Origin of the sequence: Acinetobacter sp. V89_4 (assembly GCF_029967875.1) — a bacterium.
In the GTDB taxonomy this organism is placed as follows: domain Bacteria; phylum Pseudomonadota; class Gammaproteobacteria; order Pseudomonadales; family Moraxellaceae; genus Acinetobacter; species Acinetobacter oleivorans.
Genome location: NZ_JASCAI010000001.1, coordinates 89,738 through 110,023 on the forward strand (window position 1 = coordinate 89,738; position 20,286 = coordinate 110,023).

15 protein-coding genes are annotated in these 20,286 nt (G+C 37.5%); 11 read left to right on the top strand and 4 right to left on the bottom strand.

What is annotated here, in order from left to right; translation table 11 throughout:
* The first annotated feature begins 44 nt into the window (after nucleotides 1-44).
* The 7 genes from QLG01_RS00525 to QLG01_RS00555 all read left to right on the top strand — a co-directional run bounded on the left by QLG01_RS00525 (nucleotide 45) and on the right by QLG01_RS00555 (nucleotide 11,425).
* Nucleotides 45-668, top strand: a complete 624-nt coding sequence (locus QLG01_RS00525; RefSeq protein WP_282495592.1) for a restriction endonuclease subunit S — start codon at nucleotides 45-47, stop codon at nucleotides 666-668.
* Complete coding sequence (locus QLG01_RS00530; protein WP_282495593.1) at nucleotides 668-2,191, top strand: type I restriction-modification system subunit M; 1,524 nt, start codon at nucleotides 668-670, stop codon at nucleotides 2,189-2,191. The genes QLG01_RS00525 and QLG01_RS00530 overlap by 1 nt, the downstream gene beginning before the upstream one ends.
* A complete protein-coding gene (locus QLG01_RS00535) occupies nucleotides 2,181-3,398 on the top strand; it encodes a restriction endonuclease subunit S (RefSeq protein WP_282495594.1) in 1,218 nt (405 codons plus the stop codon). The genes QLG01_RS00530 and QLG01_RS00535 overlap by 11 nt, the downstream gene beginning before the upstream one ends.
* Complete coding sequence (locus QLG01_RS00540) at nucleotides 3,398-4,342, top strand: endonuclease NucS domain-containing protein (protein ID WP_282495595.1); 945 nt, start codon at nucleotides 3,398-3,400, stop codon at nucleotides 4,340-4,342. Before QLG01_RS00535 ends, QLG01_RS00540 begins: the two co-directional genes overlap by 1 nt.
* 68 nt (nucleotides 4,343-4,410) lie before the next feature.
* The gene (locus QLG01_RS00545; protein ID WP_282495596.1) at nucleotides 4,411-7,365 is read left to right on the top strand and encodes a hypothetical protein; all 2,955 of its coding nucleotides are present in this window, start codon (nucleotides 4,411-4,413) and stop codon (nucleotides 7,363-7,365) included.
* A gap of 42 nt (nucleotides 7,366-7,407) precedes the next feature.
* On the top strand, nucleotides 7,408-10,689 hold the full coding sequence (locus QLG01_RS00550; protein ID WP_282495597.1) for a type I restriction endonuclease subunit R: 3,282 nt from the start codon (nucleotides 7,408-7,410) through the stop codon (nucleotides 10,687-10,689).
* Nucleotides 10,682-11,425, top strand: a complete 744-nt coding sequence (locus QLG01_RS00555; protein WP_282495598.1) for a SprT family zinc-dependent metalloprotease — start codon at nucleotides 10,682-10,684, stop codon at nucleotides 11,423-11,425. The genes QLG01_RS00550 and QLG01_RS00555 overlap by 8 nt, the downstream gene beginning before the upstream one ends.
* A 190-nt stretch (nucleotides 11,426-11,615) precedes the next feature.
* Here the strand turns inward: QLG01_RS00555 and QLG01_RS00560 are convergent, their stop codons facing one another.
* Nucleotides 11,616-11,900 carry a hypothetical protein gene (locus QLG01_RS00560; RefSeq protein ID WP_004794079.1) on the bottom strand — a complete coding sequence of 95 codons (285 nt, stop codon included), beginning with the start codon at nucleotides 11,898-11,900 and terminating at the stop codon, nucleotides 11,616-11,618.
* 765 nt (nucleotides 11,901-12,665) lie between these two features.
* On the opposite strand from QLG01_RS00560, the gene QLG01_RS00565 reads away from it, so the two are divergent.
* Nucleotides 12,666-13,490 (top strand): hypothetical protein, encoded by an 825-nt coding sequence (locus QLG01_RS00565; protein WP_282495599.1) that lies wholly within the window; start codon nucleotides 12,666-12,668, stop codon nucleotides 13,488-13,490.
* A 60-nt stretch (nucleotides 13,491-13,550) separates the two neighbouring features.
* Here QLG01_RS00565 and QLG01_RS00570 read toward each other — a convergent pair whose 3' ends face one another.
* The 3 genes from QLG01_RS00570 to QLG01_RS00580 all read right to left on the bottom strand — a co-directional run bounded on the left by QLG01_RS00570 (nucleotide 13,551) and on the right by QLG01_RS00580 (nucleotide 17,478).
* On the bottom strand, nucleotides 13,551-14,897 hold the full coding sequence (locus QLG01_RS00570) for an OprD family outer membrane porin (RefSeq protein WP_282495707.1): 1,347 nt from the start codon (nucleotides 14,895-14,897) through the stop codon (nucleotides 13,551-13,553).
* Nucleotides 14,898-14,975: 78 nt separating this feature from the next.
* On the bottom strand, nucleotides 14,976-16,361 hold the full coding sequence (locus QLG01_RS00575) for an MFS transporter (protein ID WP_282495600.1): 1,386 nt from the start codon (nucleotides 16,359-16,361) through the stop codon (nucleotides 14,976-14,978).
* 172 nt (nucleotides 16,362-16,533) lie between these two features.
* Entirely contained in the window at nucleotides 16,534-17,478 is a 945-nt protein-coding gene (locus QLG01_RS00580) for a dihydrodipicolinate synthase family protein (RefSeq protein ID WP_282495601.1), read from the bottom strand.
* Between the two features lie 187 nt (nucleotides 17,479-17,665).
* Between QLG01_RS00580 and QLG01_RS00585 the strand changes: the two genes are divergently transcribed.
* The 3 genes from QLG01_RS00585 to QLG01_RS00595 all read left to right on the top strand — a co-directional run bounded on the left by QLG01_RS00585 (nucleotide 17,666) and on the right by QLG01_RS00595 (nucleotide 20,231).
* Nucleotides 17,666-18,556 carry a LysR family transcriptional regulator gene (locus tag QLG01_RS00585; RefSeq protein ID WP_282495602.1) on the top strand — a complete coding sequence of 297 codons (891 nt, stop codon included), beginning with the start codon at nucleotides 17,666-17,668 and terminating at the stop codon, nucleotides 18,554-18,556.
* 136 nt (nucleotides 18,557-18,692) lie between these two features.
* Nucleotides 18,693-19,214, top strand: coding sequence for a sigma-70 family RNA polymerase sigma factor (locus QLG01_RS00590; RefSeq protein WP_003653184.1), 522 nt, complete (start codon nucleotides 18,693-18,695; stop codon nucleotides 19,212-19,214).
* The gene (locus QLG01_RS00595) at nucleotides 19,215-20,231 is read left to right on the top strand and encodes a FecR domain-containing protein (protein ID WP_282495603.1); all 1,017 of its coding nucleotides are present in this window, start codon (nucleotides 19,215-19,217) and stop codon (nucleotides 20,229-20,231) included.
* Nucleotides 20,232-20,286: the final 55 nt, after the last annotated feature.

Genomic DNA, 20,286 nt, shown 5'->3' on the forward strand with positions numbered 1-20,286 from the left:
TATTTTGAGCCAAGGATGGCTCAATCCCTTTAAGAGTAATATTTATGTCTAATTTAAAGAAAGTAGTCAAATTAAGTGATATTGCAGAAATTCGCACTGGCTTTACTTTTAGGGAAAAAGTTGAAGAACTACAAACTGGTAATGCATATATAGTGCAGATTAAAGATGCTCGCAGTCTTCGTGATCAAACATACTCACAATCTTTATATTCTGATGATTTACCTAGAATTAATATGCCTGCAAAGATAAATGCACCACTTAATATTGGTAGTGTATTACTGCCTTCGAGAGGTGAATACTATAGAGCATTTTATTTTTTAGGGAGAAGGGATAAATCTTTAGATTTACCTGTAATTGCTAGTAGTCAATTTTTAATCTTATTTCCTAAAACAAAGGAACTATTACCTGAATATTTATGTTGGTATTTAAACCAACCTACGAAACAGCATGAATTAAGCAATAAAAGTCAAGGCTCAAACATCCCCATGCTAACGGTCGCTAAAGTTAGTTCGTTAGAGATAGAGCTTCCGAGCTTGGAAAAGCAAAAGCAAATTATCCAGCTCAACAATATTTGGGAAGAAGAACAAGTTCTTTCTCAAAAGTTATTAAAAAATCGTGAAATGATGATGCAGGGCATGTTCCAACAACTGCTCAAAGGAAGTAAATAATGGTTACTCAAGTCAATCAAAATACAGTCAATAAAGCCCTTTGGTCTGCATGTGATGTATTCCGTGGCACAATTAGCGCTGACACATATAAAGACTTTATTTTGACAATGCTGTTCTTAAAGTACATTTCTGATGTATGGCAAGACCACTATGATAACTATAAGAAAGAACATGGTGATGAGCCAGAGCTAATTGAAGAACTGATGAAAAGCGAGCGTTTTGTACTACCTCGTGAATCTAGTTTTTATAGTTTATACGAGCATCGCTATGAACCAGGTAATGGTGAGCGCATAGATATGGCTTTACATGCACTTGAAGAGGCGAATGGTACAAAACTAAAAGATGCAGGCAAAAGTGTATTCCAAGATATCTCATTTAATACAGATAAATTAGGTGAAGAAAAGCAAAAGAATACGATTCTGAAAGACTTACTTGAAGTTTTTGCATCTGATGCTTTGGATTTAAAACCTAGCCATGTCGGATCGCTTGATGTGATTGGTAACGGCTATGAATTTTTGATCAAAAACTTTGCTGCAAGTGGTGGTCAAAAGGCCGGTGAATTCTATACGCCACCTGAAGTATCCGATTTAATTGCTGAATTACTTGATCCACAGAAAGGTGACAGTATTTGTGACCCTGCATGTGGTTCTGGTTCGTTGTTAATGAAGTGTGGCCGTAAAGTCGTGTCTAACCACAACAGCAAGCAATATGCTCTTTATGGTCAGGAAGCCATTGGTTCGACTTGGTCGCTTGCCAAAATGAATATGTTCTTGCATGGTGAAGATAACCATAAAATTGAATGGGGAGATACCATTCGTAATCCAAAACTTTTGGATCAGAATGGCGATTTGATGCTATTTGATATTGTGACAGCAAACCCCCCATTTTCATTAGACAAATGGGGGTATGATGTAGCTGAGAATGATAAGTTTGACCGCTTCCGTCGTGGCGTGCCACCAAAAACCAAAGGAGATTATGCGTTTATCTCTCACATGATTGAGACTTTAAAGCCAACTACTGGGCGTATGGGGGTTGTGGTTCCGCATGGTGTGTTATTCCGTGGTTCATCTGAAGGCAAGATTCGTGAGAAGTTGATTAACGAAAACTTATTAGATGCGGTGATTGGTTTACCCGAAAAGCTATTCTACGGTACGGGTATTCCTGCTGCGATCTTAATTTTCAAAAAACAAAAATCTGATGATTCTGTTTTGTTTATTGATGCAAGCCGTGAGTTTAAGTCAGGTAAAAACCAAAACAACTTAACAGAAGACAATATTGCCAAGATTGTTGAAATCTATCGTGCGCGTGAAAGTGTAGATAAGTATGCGTATTTAGCAACCTTGCAAGAAGTGAAGAACAACGATTACAACCTGAATATTCCTCGCTATGTGGATACGTTTGAAGAAGAAGCCGAGATTGATTTGGTTGCTGTACGTGCTGAGCGGGAGCAGTTAAAAACTCAACTTGCTGAACTTGAGGTTCAGATGGCGAAGTATTTAGAGGAGTTGGGTTATGGTGCATAAATATTCAGAGCTTGATTTAATGCAAGCTCGAATAAAAGAAGTTCCTAAGGGCTGGAGCTTCTTACCAATTGTCAAAGCATTTAAGATTCGAAATGAACTAAGAAAACCAATTAGTGATGAAATTCGTTGCACCCAACAAGGCATATATCCTTATTATGGACCAACAAAGATTCAAGACTACATTGATACATACGAGCAAGATGGTAGTTTTGCGTTAATTGGTGAAGATGGTGATCATTTTTTAAAGTACAAATCACAATCAATGACGCAGTTGGTTGATGGTAAATGTACGGTAAATAATCATGCACATATTATTGAAGGTACTAAGACGGCTTCAAGAGAATGGTTTTGTTACTATTTTATGCATCGTGATATTTTTAGTTATTTATCTCGTCAAGGTGCAGGACGGTATAAGCTAAACAAGGCATCTCTTGAAAAGATTTATTTATTGATTCCTCCTAGTGAGGAGCAGGATAAAATTGTCAAAATTTTGGCTACTTGGGATCAAGCGATTTCAACTACTGAAAAACTGCTTAAAAATAGTCAACAGCAGAAGAAAGCATTGATGCAACGATTGTTGACGGGTGAGAAGCGTTTGCTTGATGAGAATGGAAAAGTTTTTAATTCAGAATGGCTAATTTTTTCGGTAAATCAGATTGGACGTGTGGTTACTGGATCAACGCCTCCCAAAGAGCAAGTGGAAAATTATGGGAATTGTTTTAATTGGGCAACAGCGGAAGACTTTCAAGGAAAATATATCGATGATACTAAGCTACAACTTAGTGAAATTGGTGTACGTAAAGCACGCATATTATCTAAGGGGGCAGTCTTAGTAACCTGTATAGCCTCAATTGGCAAAAATGCTATTGCCAATAAAGAGATGGCAACAAATCAACAAATTAATGCTGTAGAAGTGAATGAATTTAATTCTAATGAGTTTTTCTACTATTTAATTGAATTTAATGTAAAAAAGCTGCGTGCTTTAGCAGGTACTACAGCTGTAGCTATTTTGAATAAAAGTACTTTTGAAAAAATTAAATTTAACATGCCATCGTTGCAAGAGCAGAGAAAAATTGCACAAGTAATTTCTGTCGCGGATCAAGAAATTGAAATATTGCAGAAAAAACTGGATTGCTTCAAAGAAGAGAAAAAGGCACTAATGCAACAGCTTTTGACAGGTAAAAAACGTGTCAAGGAGGCTGCCTAATGATGCAAGCAATACCTAGTTATTACCGTATTATGGCTGGTGCTAAATCTGTATTTGCACAAGACTTTTTAAAAGAAGGCTTTATTGCCGCCAACTGGAACATTGATCAAGACTTAACACCTGATTTGCCTGATGACTGGCGTGAGTTTAACCATTGCTTTATACCTGTTTATCTTAAAGCATTACCTGAAAAAAGTAAGATTTCAGCAGGCTTGGCGTGTGGCATGCTACATACCATCTGCAAAGGGATTAAGCAGGGAGATATTATTCTAACGCCTCGTGGAGACGGTAACTACTTAGTAGGTAAAGTGATTTCAGACTACTACTATGTGCCTTCAGGTGAATTAAGCCATCGTAGGAAAGTCGAATGGTTTGAACACACCTTGCCTAGAGAATTGATGTCTCAAGAGTTAAAAAACTCGTCGGGATCAGTCGGTACTGTGAGTAATATCACTAAGTATGCCGAAGAGCTGAAAATTCTTATACAAGGCAAAGAACCTATTGAAGGTTTAGAGCGTGATGAAAATGTAGAAGACCCAACGGCATTTGCTTTGGAAAAGCATCTTGAGCACTTTCTAGTTGAAAACTGGTCTAAAACTGAGTTGGGGGTGACTTATGACATCTATACTGAAGATGGTCAGTTAGTTGGTCAGCAGTATCCTTCAGATACAGGTCCAATCGATATTTTAGCAATCAGTAAGGATAAAAAGACCTTACTTGTGGTTGAGCTTAAACGTGGTCGTGCAAGTGATCGTGTTCTTGGGCAAATTCAACGCTATATGGGTTATGTGAAGGATGAATTGGCTGAAGCTGATCAGCAAGTCAAAGGTGTGATCATTGCTTTGGAAGATGACTTGAGAATGCGTCGTGCTTTAAGTGTTGCTCAAAATATCGAGTTTTATCGTTATCAGTTGAGTTTTAAATTACTTAAAAGCAGTCCGTGATTATATTATTTAATTTTGATATAAAAGTTTTGAAGACTACTTAATATTTTGATTCTAAGGGGTAAATAGTGTTAAATTCTGGTCATATAAAAAAAGCTTATCTATACTTAAAAAGTTATGCTTATCATGAAAATATAAATTTATTCCTAAAACAGCGTATTGCTGATTTCGAGATAAATAATAAAAATATTGAAACAATCTTCGACGATGTATTAAGTATCATTAATTGTCAAGATTTTGATAAAGATGATGATTTTAATAAACTTTTAAATAGAATTGACTATCACTTATTGCCTAAAAAAATTGAACGACAAGAAGAAAAAATTCAAAAGAAGTATAATAATAGTGGAAAAGGGCTTTTTATAAGCAATGTTCGAGCATCGGATCAATATCAAGTTTCTAAAGTAAATTATTTTATATGTGCACCAATTGAAATTCATATTTTAGAAATAATTTGGTGCCTTTTTGCAGGCCCTGCACTTGAAGCAGTTATAAGTAAAGATAATTATGGCAATCGAATGCATCCATCAGCTTTAAAGTACGGAAATAATCCTGAGGGAGTAACTGGACAGGAGCTTTTTAAACGTTATATTGAACAGTACAATGCTTGGCGTGATCAAGCAATTCAGGAAGCGACTGAAACTGCTCATAGTGATGATGATGTTGCATTATTTTCAATGGACTTAAAGTCTTATTTTTATGAAATTGATCTAAACTTTGAGAAAATTAGAGGAGTAATTAAAAATTATTATAGTGATAATATCGAACAATTAAATATAGCTCTGAAATTAAATTTTCTACTTGAGAAAATATATTTGGCATACCAAGAAAGAATAAATGATCAGATTAAAAGAACACATGTAAGTTGCAAAAATAAACACATAATACCAATTGGATTTGCATCCTCTGCGATTATAGCCAATTGGTATTTATTGGAGTTTGATAATTATATAGAAGAAAGCGTTAGGCCACTATATTATGGTCGATATGTTGATGATATTTTAATGGTATTTAAAAGGCCTAATATAGATTTAGAGAGTCCTATAGAATCATTTATTGAAAATTACTTTAGTGGATTAATTTATCAATGCGATGATAAATTAAATTATGAAATTAGAATCGATAATAATAAATTACCAATACAAAAAGATAAGTTAATACTTCAATTCTTTGATAAAAAACATAGTAGAGCAGGGCTTTATCTATTTAAACAAGAATTAGATGAGCGCAGTAGTGCTTTTAAGTTTTTACCGAATGATCATATAGATAAAGACCTAGATAAATTTGCATATGATATTCTTTACAATGGACCTGCTAATACATTGCGTAGTGTTATTGGTCTAGCTGAAAACGAAACAGAACTTTCTAAATATTTATCAAGTCATATTACTGCTCATAGGTTATGCCATATTAATAAAAAAGATAATGTATTACCACAACTCAAGCAGTTTTTTAGGGGGCAGAATGCACTACAGTTTTTCCGGTTATGGGAGAAATTATATCAATATGGTGTTATTACAAATCAATCTAATTCTTTAAAATTATTTAAAGAATATATTGATTCAGAAATTATAAAAATTGAAGGAGTAATGCCCAAGTCAAAGAGGATATCTTTGAATTTTACAAAAAAAATCCATAAAGATCTAAAAATATTTAGTGAATTATCCTTATCAATAACTTTAGGTCTGCTAGATTTAAGAGAGTACCCAGAAAGTCTATGGGATTTAAGTGGAGGTCAGTCAGCATTTTTTAATAAAAAAATACATATTAATGGTTTAATAGATTATGGATCAAATTTACATAAATATGCTTGGCAATTCCGTCAATCTAATTTGATACGCCATCATTTAGTTGCATGGCCGTTAGCTAATTTTTGTAATTATGATGGAGATTTAACTTGTGAAACTAAATTTCTGAACTTTGAAAATCCTAAATTAGATGAAAAAAAATTAGCTTTTTCTCCTCGCTTTATTCATTTTGATGAGTGGCAACTTTTTCATTTAGGAGAGGAGTTGACTAAAACCCCAAATTTGAATACCTGGATGGAAAGTTGTATTGATGAATATAAAAGTAGAAATTTTGGTCAAGATTTTTCAATAAAACTTCTTGTTGAAAATAATGAAAATACAAATATCATTAAATCTAAGTTAAAAGTTGATGGTTATGATAAAAAAGAAATACTTACTCTTGCTATTGCAAACCTGAAGATATCAGAAAATGATATAGCGTCTGCGATAAGAAAGGATTGTAAACCAAATCTAAGTTTTGATCGACAACAAAAACTATTCGATATTTTAAATTCTGCATTAAGGGAACATGCTGATTTACTAATTATGCCTGAAGTAGCTATTCCTGTTAGTTGGCTTCCATTTATGGTTGCTTTTGTACGGAGACATCAAATAGGTTTAGTTTTTGGTTTGGAGCATTGGGTTGTGAATGATACTGCATATAATCTGATAATTGAGGCCTTGCCGTTTAAAGTATCAGGTGAATATAAATCTTGTGTAGTAACTGCTCGAATTAAAAACCATTATGCTCCATCAGAACTTGAAATGCTTCAAACTTTAAGACTAAAACCAGGACATTTAGAAATTAAGCCAAATATTTATTATCATAAGGTATCTTGGCGGGGGATTTCTTTTGCAACTTATAATTGTTTTGAACTATCTGATATTACTCATAGAGTTTTATTTAAATCTGAAATTGATCTATTAATAGCTTGCGTTTGGAATAGAGATACGAACTATTATCACCATATTCTTGAGTCTGCGGTAAGAGATTTGCACTGTTATACTGTGCAAGCAAATACTTCTCACTATGGGGGGTCTTGTGTATTACGGCCTATGAAGACAGATAGTAAAACTATGCTATATGTTAAAGGTGGAGAAAACTCATGTGTACTTACAACAAGATTATCAATTAAAGCATTGAGAGATTTTCAATTTAAATCTATACCTAATTCAAGTGATTCATTTAAGCATTTACCTCCTGGTTATGATTGTGAGGCTGTTCTTGACCGTTAATTTTTACAATTCTGTATTCTTAAATTGTTAAAGAGATTATTAATGACACAATTTATTCCAAAAATCCAAGAAGAATACAGTGCTAAGATCCCAGCATTAACATTGTTATGTAATTTGGGGTGGTCATTTTTATCCCCATCACAGGCACTAGTTGCTCGTGATGGAAAGCAAGATCAAGTTGTATTACGTCAAATTCTGCGTAATGAATTATCAAAACGGACTTTTATATTTGCTGGTCAAGAATATCCACTTTCTGCAAAATCAGTAGATAATTTGATATCAGAAATTTGTAGTCCAGCATTGAATGAAGGATTACTTACAGCCAATGAAAAAATCTATAACCATTTGCTTTATGGTATTTCAGTCACTGAGTTTGTGAATGGTAAGAAGATCAGCCCAACCATCCCAATCATTGATTGGCATGATGTTCACAATAATGATTTTTCTTATACTGAAGAATTCTGTGTAACTCGCTCAGGTGGGATAGATAATCGAAGACCTGATATCGTTTGCTTTGTAAATGGTATTCCTTTGGTGGTGATCGAATCAAAACGACCAGATAGCCAAGCAAAGAAAGGTCCAACCATCAACGAAGGGATCTCCCAATCTTTACGCAATCAGCGTCCAGATGAAATTCCGCATCTTTTTACTTATAGCCAACTACTTCTTTCAATTAATGGGCATGAAGGGCGTTATGGTACATGTAATACGCCTGCGAAATTTTGGGCTGCATGGCGTGAAGAGGATATTTCTGATGCAGAAATGTATGCATTTAAAAATAAGAAACTGAGTACTACACAAAAAGATAGCCTATTCGCATACCGTCCAGCAGATGATTTGAAATGGTATGAGAACCTCATTGCTGGTGGAGAATTAGCTGTAACAGGTCAAGATCAATTACTCATCAGTTTATTAATGCCTGAACGGTTATTAGAGATTGTTCGCCTATATACACTCTTTGATAAAAAAGCAGGGAAGATTGTCGCTCGCTATCAGCAAATCTTTGGCATCAAACGACTCATCGAGCGAATTAGCACTAAAAATTTAAGCGGTGGTCGTGAAGGTGGCGTGATTTGGCACACTACGGGTTCGGGTAAGTCCTTTACGATGGTTTTTTTGAGTAAAGCTTTAATCTTGCATGAAGCTTTAAAACAATGTCGCATTGTGGTCGTCACTGACCGTGTTGATTTGGAGGATCAACTCAGTAAAACCTTTGCTTCGGGTGGTGAGTTAGCGGGTAGAAAAGACAAGCAAAATGCCATGGCAACTTCAGGTAAGCGTTTAGCTGAGCAAATTGGCAAGGGTACAGAGCGAATTGTTTTTTCTTTGATCCAGAAGTTTAATTCAGCTACGAAACTACCTGAATGTGAAAATAAGAGCTCAGATATCATTGTTTTAATTGATGAAGGTCATCGAAGTCAAGGCGGTGAAAATCATGTAAGAATGAAGCTTGCTCTTCCAAATGCAGCATTTGTGGCATTTACAGGTACGCCATTGCTCAAAGATGAAAAAACGGTAAATAAGTTTGGTCCTATTGTGCATGCATATACCATGCAAAGAGCAGTGGAGGATAAAACCGTAACACCTTTGCTGTATGAAGAGCGTATCCCTGACTTAGATGTAAACGAGCGAGCAATTGATACGTGGTTTGAGCGTATTACAGAAGGGCTAACAGATCAGCAAAAAGCAGATTTAAAGCGTAAATTTGCGAGAAAAGGTCAACTTTATACTGCGGATGACCGTATTCGGTTGATTGCTTTAGATATTGCGAACCATTTTGTTAAAAATATCGATGATGGTTTAAAGGGCCAACTTGCTTGTGATAGCAAGGCTTCAGCGATTAAGTATAAAAAGTACTTGGATGAAACAGGTTTATTTGAGTCAGCAGTAGTCATGAGTCCTCCAGATACCCGTGAAGGAAATACAGAAGTTGATGAGTCAACCACACCTGAAGTGACACAATGGTGGAAAGACAATGTTGGGAATCAGGATGAACAAGCTTATACAAAACATGTGATTGAACGATTTGAAAAAGATGATTCGCTCAAGTTGTTAATTGTAGTTGATAAACTTTTAACAGGATTTGATGAACCCCAAAATACTGTTCTTTACATTGATAAAAATTTGAAAGAACACAATCTAATTCAAGCGATTGCACGTGTGAATCGACTTCATCCTAAGAAGAAATTCGGCTTGTTGATTGATTATCGGGGCATTTTAAAAGAATTAGATACGACGATTCTTAAATATCAGAACTTGGCTACTCATATCCAAGGTGGTTACGACATCAATGATATTGCTGGCTTATATACTCAAATGAGTACTGAATATAAGCGTTTGCCTCGTTTATACAAAGCACTTTGGGCAATTTTTGAGAATGTAAAAAATAAAAATGATATTGAGCAGTTACGCCAAGTTTTAGTACCTCATATTGAGGAAAGAAATGGTGAATTAGTAGATGTACATCTGAAAGTACGTGATGATTTTTATGAGGCATTAACTGAATTTGCGAGCTGTTTGAAAGTTGCATTACAGTCAGCTACATTTTTTGAAGATAAAAGTTTTACAGATGCTGATCGTCAACATTACAAAGAAACCGTTAAGTTGTTTTCAAGTCTACGTCAGTTGGCTAAGCGCGATGCTGGTGAAACAGTAGATTATGATCAATATGCTGATCAAGTTAAAAAGCTTCTTGATAAACATGTGGTGGGTGTTGAGGTAAAAGAGCCTAATGGTGTCTATGAAGTAGGCAAAATGGGTAAAGTTGTACAGCCTGAAGATTGGAGTGAAGAGAAGACCCGTAATGAAACGGATATCATCAAAACGCGTGTAACCAAGATGATTGAACAAGAGCTAAGAGATGATCCTTATGCTCAGGAAGCTTTTTCTAAACTTTTACGTCAAGCAATTGAAGATGCTGAAAAGGAGTTCGATCATCCTTTGAAACAATACATGCTTTTTAGAGAATTTGAAGAACAAGTTGAGTCTCGACGTTTAGCTGAAATTCCTGATGTATTTGGTACTAATAAACATGCACAAGCTTATTACGGTGTGTTTAAGAAAATATTGCCTGAAGCTTTTGCAATAACTGACCAGCAGAATCAAGATAAATGGACTCAGCTCGCTTTTGAGGTTGATAGTTCTGTAATAAATTCAGTTGCAGAAAATTCTATTAATCCACAAAACATTGAAGCTGACATACGTAAAAAGTTACTACCGATGATGTTTAAAGAATGTAAATCAATTGGTAGTGGGATGGATCATGCGAAGAAAATTGTAGAGATGATTGTACAAATTACGCGGGTAGGACTGAACGGTGGGTAAAGATGCTATCGGAACTCAATCATTTAGCTTCATTTATGGGGATGAAACAATTACTTATGAAAGAGTACCGCGTTCTGGAGAAGTGAATAAAATATTAATCAAAGTACATTCTGATTGTAGAGTCGTTGTCCATGCTCCTGAAATCGCGGCTGATCATGATGTGTTAAAAGCGATACAGAAACGTAGCCGATGGGTTTATCAGCAACTACGTGACTTTCGCCAACAGAAAGAGTTAATTCTTCCACGTCGATATATCAGTGGTGAAAGCCACTACTATTTGGGCAAACAGTATCTATTAAAAGTTATAGAGAATAATGACGTTCCGAGTGTAAAACTATTGCGTGGCAAATTTGAAGTTTATGTAAGCCGAAAGGATGCTGGTCATATTAAAGAAGTGCTAGATAATTGGTATAAGGCAAAGGCGAAGAGTGTATTTTTAAAACGTTTAGATCATGTCTTGGATCGAGCTCTATGGGTTACCGAAAAGCCAAAGTTTCGAATTATTAAGATGCAGACACAGTGGGGAAGCTGTTCACCACAAGGGACACTTGTTTTAAATCCTTATCTGGTTAAAGCACCAACTCAATGTATTGACTATGTGATATTGCACGAACTCTGTCATTTGGCGGAACATAATCATAGTGATAGGTTTTATCAGCTTATGAACCAAGTTATGCCAGATTGGGAATTGAGAAAAGAGCAATTAGATAATATGGCAATGAAGTTTTTTGCTTAAGTGGTTTATTAATAGTGTTAAATATATCTAAAAAATGAATGATTGTTTTTGTTCTAATAATATATCAATTTAATAAGAACAAGAAAAATTGAACCTCAGGCCCCCATGCCACAACAGAACTTTAATTTTTTGCGCTGATTTAAAGCTATCCACCATTGCGACACAGAGATAAGGGAGCTAAGCCAAACGCTTAGCCCATGTCTTCTTTATCGCACCGCCGCATCACACTAAAAAAAGTAGGGGCAAAGTCCTGTGGGAGAGCAGGACTTTGCAAACTGACATGTTCTAGACGTTGCATAAGCTTATGCGAATACACTTGTTCAAGCCGTTGGTAAATACAGTCGCAACTGGCTTGGGTGTGCCCACCAGACAGGCAAATTTCTTCAAAATCCTGCTGAGTGTGAATGTCGCAACCAGAAACACCGTAATCGCCTATTAAAAGGCTTAAAGCCAAAATAGGTTTATAAAGTTTCATATTATTCTCGTGATAATTTTCACTAAGTTATTAATAAAAAATAAGCCGCATATATTTAAAGTATTAAAATCATTTAAAAAGGGAATAGTTAACCCACCTGTAATACAGGAAAATAAAATGATTAAAATTTTAAAATAAAATTATTTATAAATTTAAAATATTTTAGGTGAGAGAAAGCCTAAATTTTAAATAAATAAAATTACGAGAGAGGATAGGGGATTAATATAAAAAATGTCATGGTCAACTCCTAGAATTTATGGAGCTCTACCACCAAAGATCACCGTCAATTGATTATGGTGGTAGAACGGAAGAGGGTTGACAGACTGGGTATACAAACCAGCACGCGCAAGCGCGTCCCCCTCCCGTCCTACCGCAACGGTAAGGGGGAGGTGCAAGTTGCGCACAAGTCTCATACTCAGGGAGTATTTACCTGATACGCTGTATACTCGGTCTGTCAAAACCGACTGGCAATGTAGGCCAGCGAGACCATAATAATCATAAGTTTTTAACAGGTCAATTCAATTTAAATAAAATATTATAAAAAATTAAAATATAAATTTATATTTTAATTAAACTCAAAAGTTTATCGATTTAAATCGGTGAATTAATAAATATAATAAAGTTAAACTAAACTTTTAGCCTGTTCTTAAAATGTATAAAGATAATTAATAAATACTCGATGCTGATCTTAGCCTTTAAGAGGCTTACCATGTATTTTTTCTATAAAAATGAGTATTCTATTTCGAAATTAAAGGACTTGATGATATGAAAAGATTGCTTTTATGTGGAGTAATAGCGTTTTGTACTACATTACATGCTAAAAATTTAACTTCAATTAATGACATCTATAAATTAAAAGATAAACAATTTCAAGAATGTGAGGTTAATGGTTTTAGTTTGCTTAAGTTAGATAAGGATTTAACAATTGGCCTTATTGCAAGGTTACATCCCTTTGGCGTTTTAAAACCTGGGGATTTTGATATGAGCGCTTGTTTAACAAAGAGAAATTTACAGGAAAATGTTATAACGACCTATTTTTGGCAAAAGAATCAAAATTTTGTAGGACAAAATCTTAAAAGTTATGTTGCCTATGACAGTTCTAATAAAAATATCTTAGTTATTTTATTAGATAATGATTTAAACACTTATATCTTAGGTAACCGCGACCAATATCTTATCGATGCATTAAAGAACAGTAGAGACCCAAGTGATGTAGCTTTTAGTCGTATTAACTGGAGTTCTACTAGATCTTTTAGAGATCTTGGACCAAACAATGTAATTCCTACTAAAGATGATCTACTTCAAATGCAGGAAGAAAAATACCAGATCGAAAAAAAAGATTTATTGTGTAAAGCTGGTTTTGAGATGGCTGAAAATATTATGAAAGCACGTCAAGCTGGAGTGAGTAAAACAATGCAGTTAGACTCAAATGAGCAGAATCTTTATAGATATCCTGAGTACTCAAAATATAAAATGGATTTAATAAATAAGGCCTATGATGAACCCATTCATGAAAACTTTATAGATAAATATGCTGTTAGTAAGGGATTTGCCTATAAATCATTTTTTGAATGCAAAAAAAGAGTATAGAGCTTAACTCCATAAGCTGAAAGGCTGTTTTTAAAGCTAAGCGTTGAGCTTAGCTTGAACTTAAAACGTATAACGGTAATTAATAAATACTCGTTGCTGGTCCCAATCTTTACGGGTCATACCATTTATTTTTTCACCGAGGTTTGCATTTTCAAACTTTGACTCATAATGCAAAAATGAATAACGCACATCTAAGTTTTTCACCCACGGCAAGGCATAACTCACCGTAAAGTCAAAGTAAAGCTCTTTACCTTCAATATCACTGTTGATGTTACTTTGGTGAGCGCCAAAGCCATAAATATACTTCGCTTCGGTTTTTAAACCTTTCACGTAGTCTTTCCAGTTATATTTCAAGCGAAGGGCAATGGCGGTTTCATCATTATTGGTAAAATCAGGGCCAATGGTCGCGGAGGTCGGAAATGGGTTGGTGCCGTGGTCTTGCGTTAAAACCGAGTTGCGGTCGGAGTGCACGGCAAAGTTATCTTCAATCCAAAAACCATCAAACTTTGAAACGGCAATGCCGCCTTCAATATTATTCTTGGCTACATTTACATCGACAAAATAACCATTGCCACGATTGTTAATGTCTTGGCCTTTGATACAGTCCAGCTCGGTTTCGGCACCGCATTTAAACAGCTTGCCATCATCGCGCGAGAAAAAAGCGCCTGTGTTAAATGTCCACACCAAGCCATGCATCGGCAATTTATATTGCGCAATCGCCCCGTACTTTTTCAAATAATCTTTGCTGTTTAAATATTCGGCATTCACGCTCCAGTTTTTGTACTGATACTTGGCACCAAGTAAACCGACATAATCAATGCGTTCGTCATTCTCAGTCACAAACTTTTCAAAACTATCCATGCTGCGCGGTTTCCAGCGGTCATAGTAGGCTATGTAAGTCTGTAGCTGATCATTTAGTTGAAACTGCCCACTCGCACCCGAAAAGGTGTCGGGCACAGCGCGGTTATTGGTGCTTTTAAGTAAAAGCGAGTCTTGCAACTGGCGACCTAATTTAATTTCACCTTTGTCACCCAGTTTTGCTTTGATGTAGAGCTGCCCTAAAGTCGCAAAATTTTGGTCGAGCTTGCCGTTATTTTCGACCTCTAAAAGCTGAGCGCTAGGCTTGCCAGAGTCAAACAACTTGGTGACTGCATAGAGTGAACCATCTACCCCAAGCCAGTCCCACAAGTAAGGTGACTGATAATTTAGCTCAAGACCTAACGCGCTTTGTTCATATTCACTCGCCGAAGGCGAAGGGTTGGCAAGCGTGGGGTGGGCAGTGCCTTCATCGTTCCAGTAACGGGTGTTGAGTTTTAATTCTAACTTGCCAAATTCTTGAGGAAGCTCTGCATAAGCGTTGCTCACACTGCCTAGACCAATACAGCCCCATAGCAAATATTTATTCATTTTAAATTCCTTTTTTAAGCATGAATAAGCCCTTTGCCTAACGCTGAGGTTAGGCAAGCTTTTTATGAAATGGATGAATTAAGGAGAGAGTTTTTCGAGCACTTGGCCTTTGGTTTCAATGGCAAACAAGAAGGTGACTAGACCACCAATAAGCGCCACAACGGCAAGCACACTAAACACATATTGAATGCCATAGCCACCAACAACGAGACCCACCATAACAGGCCCAATTGCAGAGCCAGCACGTAACCAAGCGGTACTAAAACCAATGCCCATCGCGCGTAGGCGAGTTGGGTAAAGTTCGGCAGCGTAAAGGTATAAAGAGAATGAAATGGTCTGCAAAATCGCATAGCTAATCGTTGCGAAAATTACAACTTCCATCGCCGATTTTGCGCCCAAAACTGAGAGGCTCATGAGAGGAATGATCGCTAAGAAAAACGCTGCACTGTACCAAGGGCGACGGCCGACTTTATCAATCATTAACGCACAGATAATAGAGGCAATTACACCTACACCCGATGTAATCCAGCCATAACCTAAACTGGTTTGCAGCGACAGGCCAAAGTGTTGTTTGTAAAGAGATGGCAGCCAAGTCACCATGGCATTGTTCACCATATACACGCAAAACCACATGCCCCACAGGGTAAAGGTACGTTTGCGGTAAATGCCACGGAACAGCTCACGCCAGTCGGTTTTTGCCATGCCTTGTGGGTTAATCTCTTTAACCACAGGTTCAGGCAAAGGTTTACCGCTTTTAATGGCACCATCTTCAAAGCTTTTGACGACTTTATCTGCTTCTTTAAAACGACCTTTTGAAGCCAACCAGCGTGGTGACTCAGGCAAGAAAAACCGTAAAGGAATGACCAGTAAAGATGGAATTAGGCCCACAATAAACATGACTTTCCAGCCGTAAATTGGCATCAGGAAAAATGCGGCCATGCCTGCAAACATAAGACCGAGTGGGAACAAAACTTCATAGAGCAAGAAAAACTTACCGCGCTTTTCTGCACCAATAAACTCATTAATATAGGCACTCGCAACAGGCACTTCGCCACCTGTTCCAACACCTTGTAAGAAACGGAAAATTAACAGCGACATTCCGCTCCACGCAAACAGACAAGAAATGTCCATTGCCACAAACAGCAAAATGGTAAAAGACAATACTTTTAAACGACCAACTTTTTCGGCAAGAGAACCAAAAAAGATCGCACCGACCAGTTGCCCGACATAGCCCGCGGCAATGATCGCACCGACATAGGCAGGGGTAAGATGCCATTCGGTAATGAGTTGGGGTAAAGCAAAGGCAATCGCTAGAACAGTATACGCGTCAAAAAAGGTCGCTATACCAATGGTAATACGCATAAATTGCAATCGACCAGTGACGGGTAGCCGTTCAAGTCTTGCAATAATTTCCGCATTTTTTTGATGATGACTAATTTGTTCTACATCCGCTAGATTTGTCATCTTCTATCTCCTTATTACTACATTCCTCGTAGTTTTTTTGTTCTATTTCGCACTACCTGTTCACCACAGTTTGCATGCTTTTTATTATTGTTTTTAAGAGACATGCCCGATGTTTGGCCTCAGGCAGCGTACAGGAAAAAAAGGCTAGCGTACATGCTAGCCCGAATAGAATTTAAGCAACGGCTTGGGTTAAATCGACCTTGCCAATTCCGGCTTGACGCATCGCATCATGAATTTCTTGCTCAGCACCATCTGCCAGTGGAAGCAGAGGTGAACGTACAGTGGCATGGTCCAAAATTCCGCGAGCAACCAATGCATGTTTAAGCGCGACCGTACCTTCCATGTGTGAACCGCGGTGATAAACATTGCGAGTCACTGGTAATAACTGGTCGTGAATCGCACGAGCTTTAGCGTAATCTTTGGCTTTACCTGCTTTAATCATTTCAATTAACAGTTCAGGGGCAATGTTGCCATAGCCAACCAAAGCGCCGTCTACATCAAACATGGTGTGAAGCAAATATTCATCGTGGCACGTCAACACCTGTAAGTCTGGACGTTCACGGCGAATAATCGGAATTTCAACATCCCAGCGGCGCATGTTACGCACACCATTTTTCATGGCAAACACACCTGGCTGTGCAGAAATATCGAGTAGAGTGTCTAGGTCGTAAGTGGCCTTCGTTGCATCTGGATATTGGAATAAAATAGATGGCAAACCACTTTCTTCATAAATCGCTTTATAGCGGTCTTGTGGTGCGCCTTTTTGATAGCCAAAACGCAACCAGCCATGTGAAGGGTAGATTAAGCCTGCCGAAGCACCGGCGCTCACTGCACGTTTTGCTTCTTCTGCTGCAACCGAAGTACCTTCGAGTGTAATCCCTGCAATTACCGGAATTTTGTCATCTACCGATTTAACAAAGCTTTCGATGACTTGCATTTGTTCTTTTTGTGACAAGAATGTTCCTTCACCTGCATGCCCAAGAACAACCAAGCCTTTCACACCATCAATACTGCCTAACCATGAACCTAAACGTTGAATTGAATTATGGTCTACTTGTCCGTCACGGGTAAAAGGAGTCACAGGTGCTGGGGTTAATCCACGTAAATCTAAACTCATAATCGTACTTCCTATACAGTGTAATTAAATATTCTCTGGTTCTTAATCTGACTTAAATCGTGTTGTAGAGAACATGATTGGAGTATAGAAATAGGTGAGCTATGTAGGAATTACCAATTCTTGAATTTCAGTTATACTGAAAATGTATGGCTCAAAATGCTGCTTATTTACGATTTAGGAAGAATCGATGAATTATGAATTATGGAAAATATTTTTAGACGCGGTGGAACTCGGTAGTTTAAGCAAAGTTGCGATGCTGCATAACACCAACCAACCGCAAATCAGTCGGCAAATGAACGAGCTTGAAGCCCAATGTGGTGGCCGTTTATTTAACCGAACTGGACGTGGCGTCGAACTCACCGATTTAGGTCAGCATTTACTTCCTAAAATTCGTTCATGGCTAAACGTAACCGATCAACTCAATAATGAAATTTTGCACTCGACCGATACACCTATTGGTACGGTTCGTATTGCCAGTTTACCCTCTACTGCACATCCGTTGTTATCGACTCTCTATAAAGTCCTTCAAGAGAAATATCCCTTAATTAAACTGTCGGTGCGTGAAGGGCAAGGCGTGCATTTAGAAAAATGGCTTGAAGATGGCAGCGTCGATTTAGCCATACTTTATCGGTTTAACCCAACGCCTAAACAGGGCGATGTTTACCTTACCGAAGCCGATACCTATTTGGTCGGCTGTGAAGGAGATGCACTCACTCAGGGCAATGAAGTCGACTTTAAAGAAGTAAGTCAGTTACCGCTGGTCACGTTTTGCAGGCCAAGTAACTGGCGCAATTTTTTAGACCACATGGCTTATGAAAATGGGGTAGAGCTGAATATTGTTTTTGAAGCCGACTCGATTAGTTTACAAACCCATTTGGTTTCCGAATCTCGCATGTATACCATGCTGGGGCCGCAAGCTTTAAAAAAGGCCAGCCAATACACCTCAATTCAAGCCGCAAAAATTATTAACCCCGCACTCAAGCGCTATATTTCTTTGTCTATTTCTAAACATGGCTATTTAACGCCTGCGTGTAAGGCGGTGATGGAAGAAATTAGAAATCTTGCCGATTTGCTTTAAGAGAAGTGCAGCAAAGCGAGCGGGCAATTAATTCAATTTATTAAACAGTGATTTAAGTTTTACTTGAATTATTGCTTGACTTGTTTAAATGATAATTATTATCATTTATAGGTTCCTTGTTTTGAGTCCAATTGCTGTGAACAAAACTTCTTTGCTTGTAGATCAGTTATATAGAAGTCACCAAAGCTGGCTTCACCAATGGTTGAGACAAAAATTAGGTAATACTGATCAGGCCGCAGATCTGGTTCAGGACACATTTATTAAACTGCTACAAACGCGTGATGAGTTATTCGGCATTAAGGAACCGCGTGCCTATTTAACGTCGATTGCTAAAAACCTGCTCATTGACCAAGTTCGCCGTAAACGCATTGAACAGGCCTATTTAGATGGCTTGAGTCAAATGGAATATATGCTTGACGCAGTGGCTTCACCCGAAGACCAAATGCAAATTATTCAAGCAATTAATCAGCTTTGCAAAGCACTCGAAGGGGTTTCTGAAAAAGCACAGCAAGCTTTTATTTTGCATTATCTCGAAGGCTATACCCATAAAGAAATTGCAGAGCGTTTAAATGTATCGACCAAAATGATTCAAAAATATTTGGCGAGCTGTTTAATTCAGTGTTACCAAAACCGACAAGACATGGACGCTTGCATTTAAATGGCCATGGACAAAAGCAAACATCACCAACTGGTTGAAGAAGCCGCGCATTGGATTGTTCAACTGAGTTCGGATGATGAAAGCTCACGAAAAACCGCCAAGCAAAAATTTGAAGAGTGGAAAAAAACCAGTGAGCAACACCGCCAAGTGGCTGCCGACATTGAACAGTGTATTGGTTCAATTCAAAAACTTTCTCAAACTAGCGGACATAAAAAAGTTACCAAGGTTGCCCTTAAAGCTGGCCTAAGCTCAGGAAAAGCTTATAAACATTTACGTGCAGGAACAGCTTTTGCCGTTGTGTTTGTTGCCATGAGTGGGGCGTTATTTTATTTAACTGACACCACTGTGGCCTATGTCACAGCCGACATTCAAGGGCAATCGGGGCAGTGGACTACGCAAACCTTGCCAGATGGTTCACGTTTAATTTTACGTGGTAAAAGTGCAGTTAATCTTGATTTTAAAACTAACCAGCGAATGGTTGAGTTGGTGCAAGGTCAAATTTATGTCGATGTTGCCAAAGATAAAACTAGACCGTTTTTGGTCAAAACCAGTCATGGACAAATTCAGGCACTCGGCACAGCTTTTAGCGTCAGTTATGACCCTTCGGCAACTGAACTCAACATGTTGCACTCAAAGGTAAAAGTAGAAGCCACGCAAGTTAAAACCACCCAATTGCATGCGACTCGTCAGGCTATTGTTGAAGCAGGGCAAGCCATTAAAATGGACAAAAATGGCGTGCAAAAACTGCCTGCACTCAATATTTATAACGAACAACAAAAATGGCAAAAGCATCAGCTTATGGTAGAAAACCTGCCGCTGAATCAAGTGCTACAAGAGCTAGACCGCAACTACAAAGGCAAAATTATTTTTAATGATGCGGCGTTGCAACATGTACGGGTCAATGCGGTATTGCCTTTAGACCAAACAACAGAATCACTTAAGCTTTTGGCTACGGTTTTTCCAGACCTGAAAATTAAGCAAATCACGCCGTTTGTGGTCATGGTTTCTTTAAAATAATAAAAAATTTAAATTTATTTTCGATTTTAGGTTCCACTTTTTTGAAAGTCGTTCG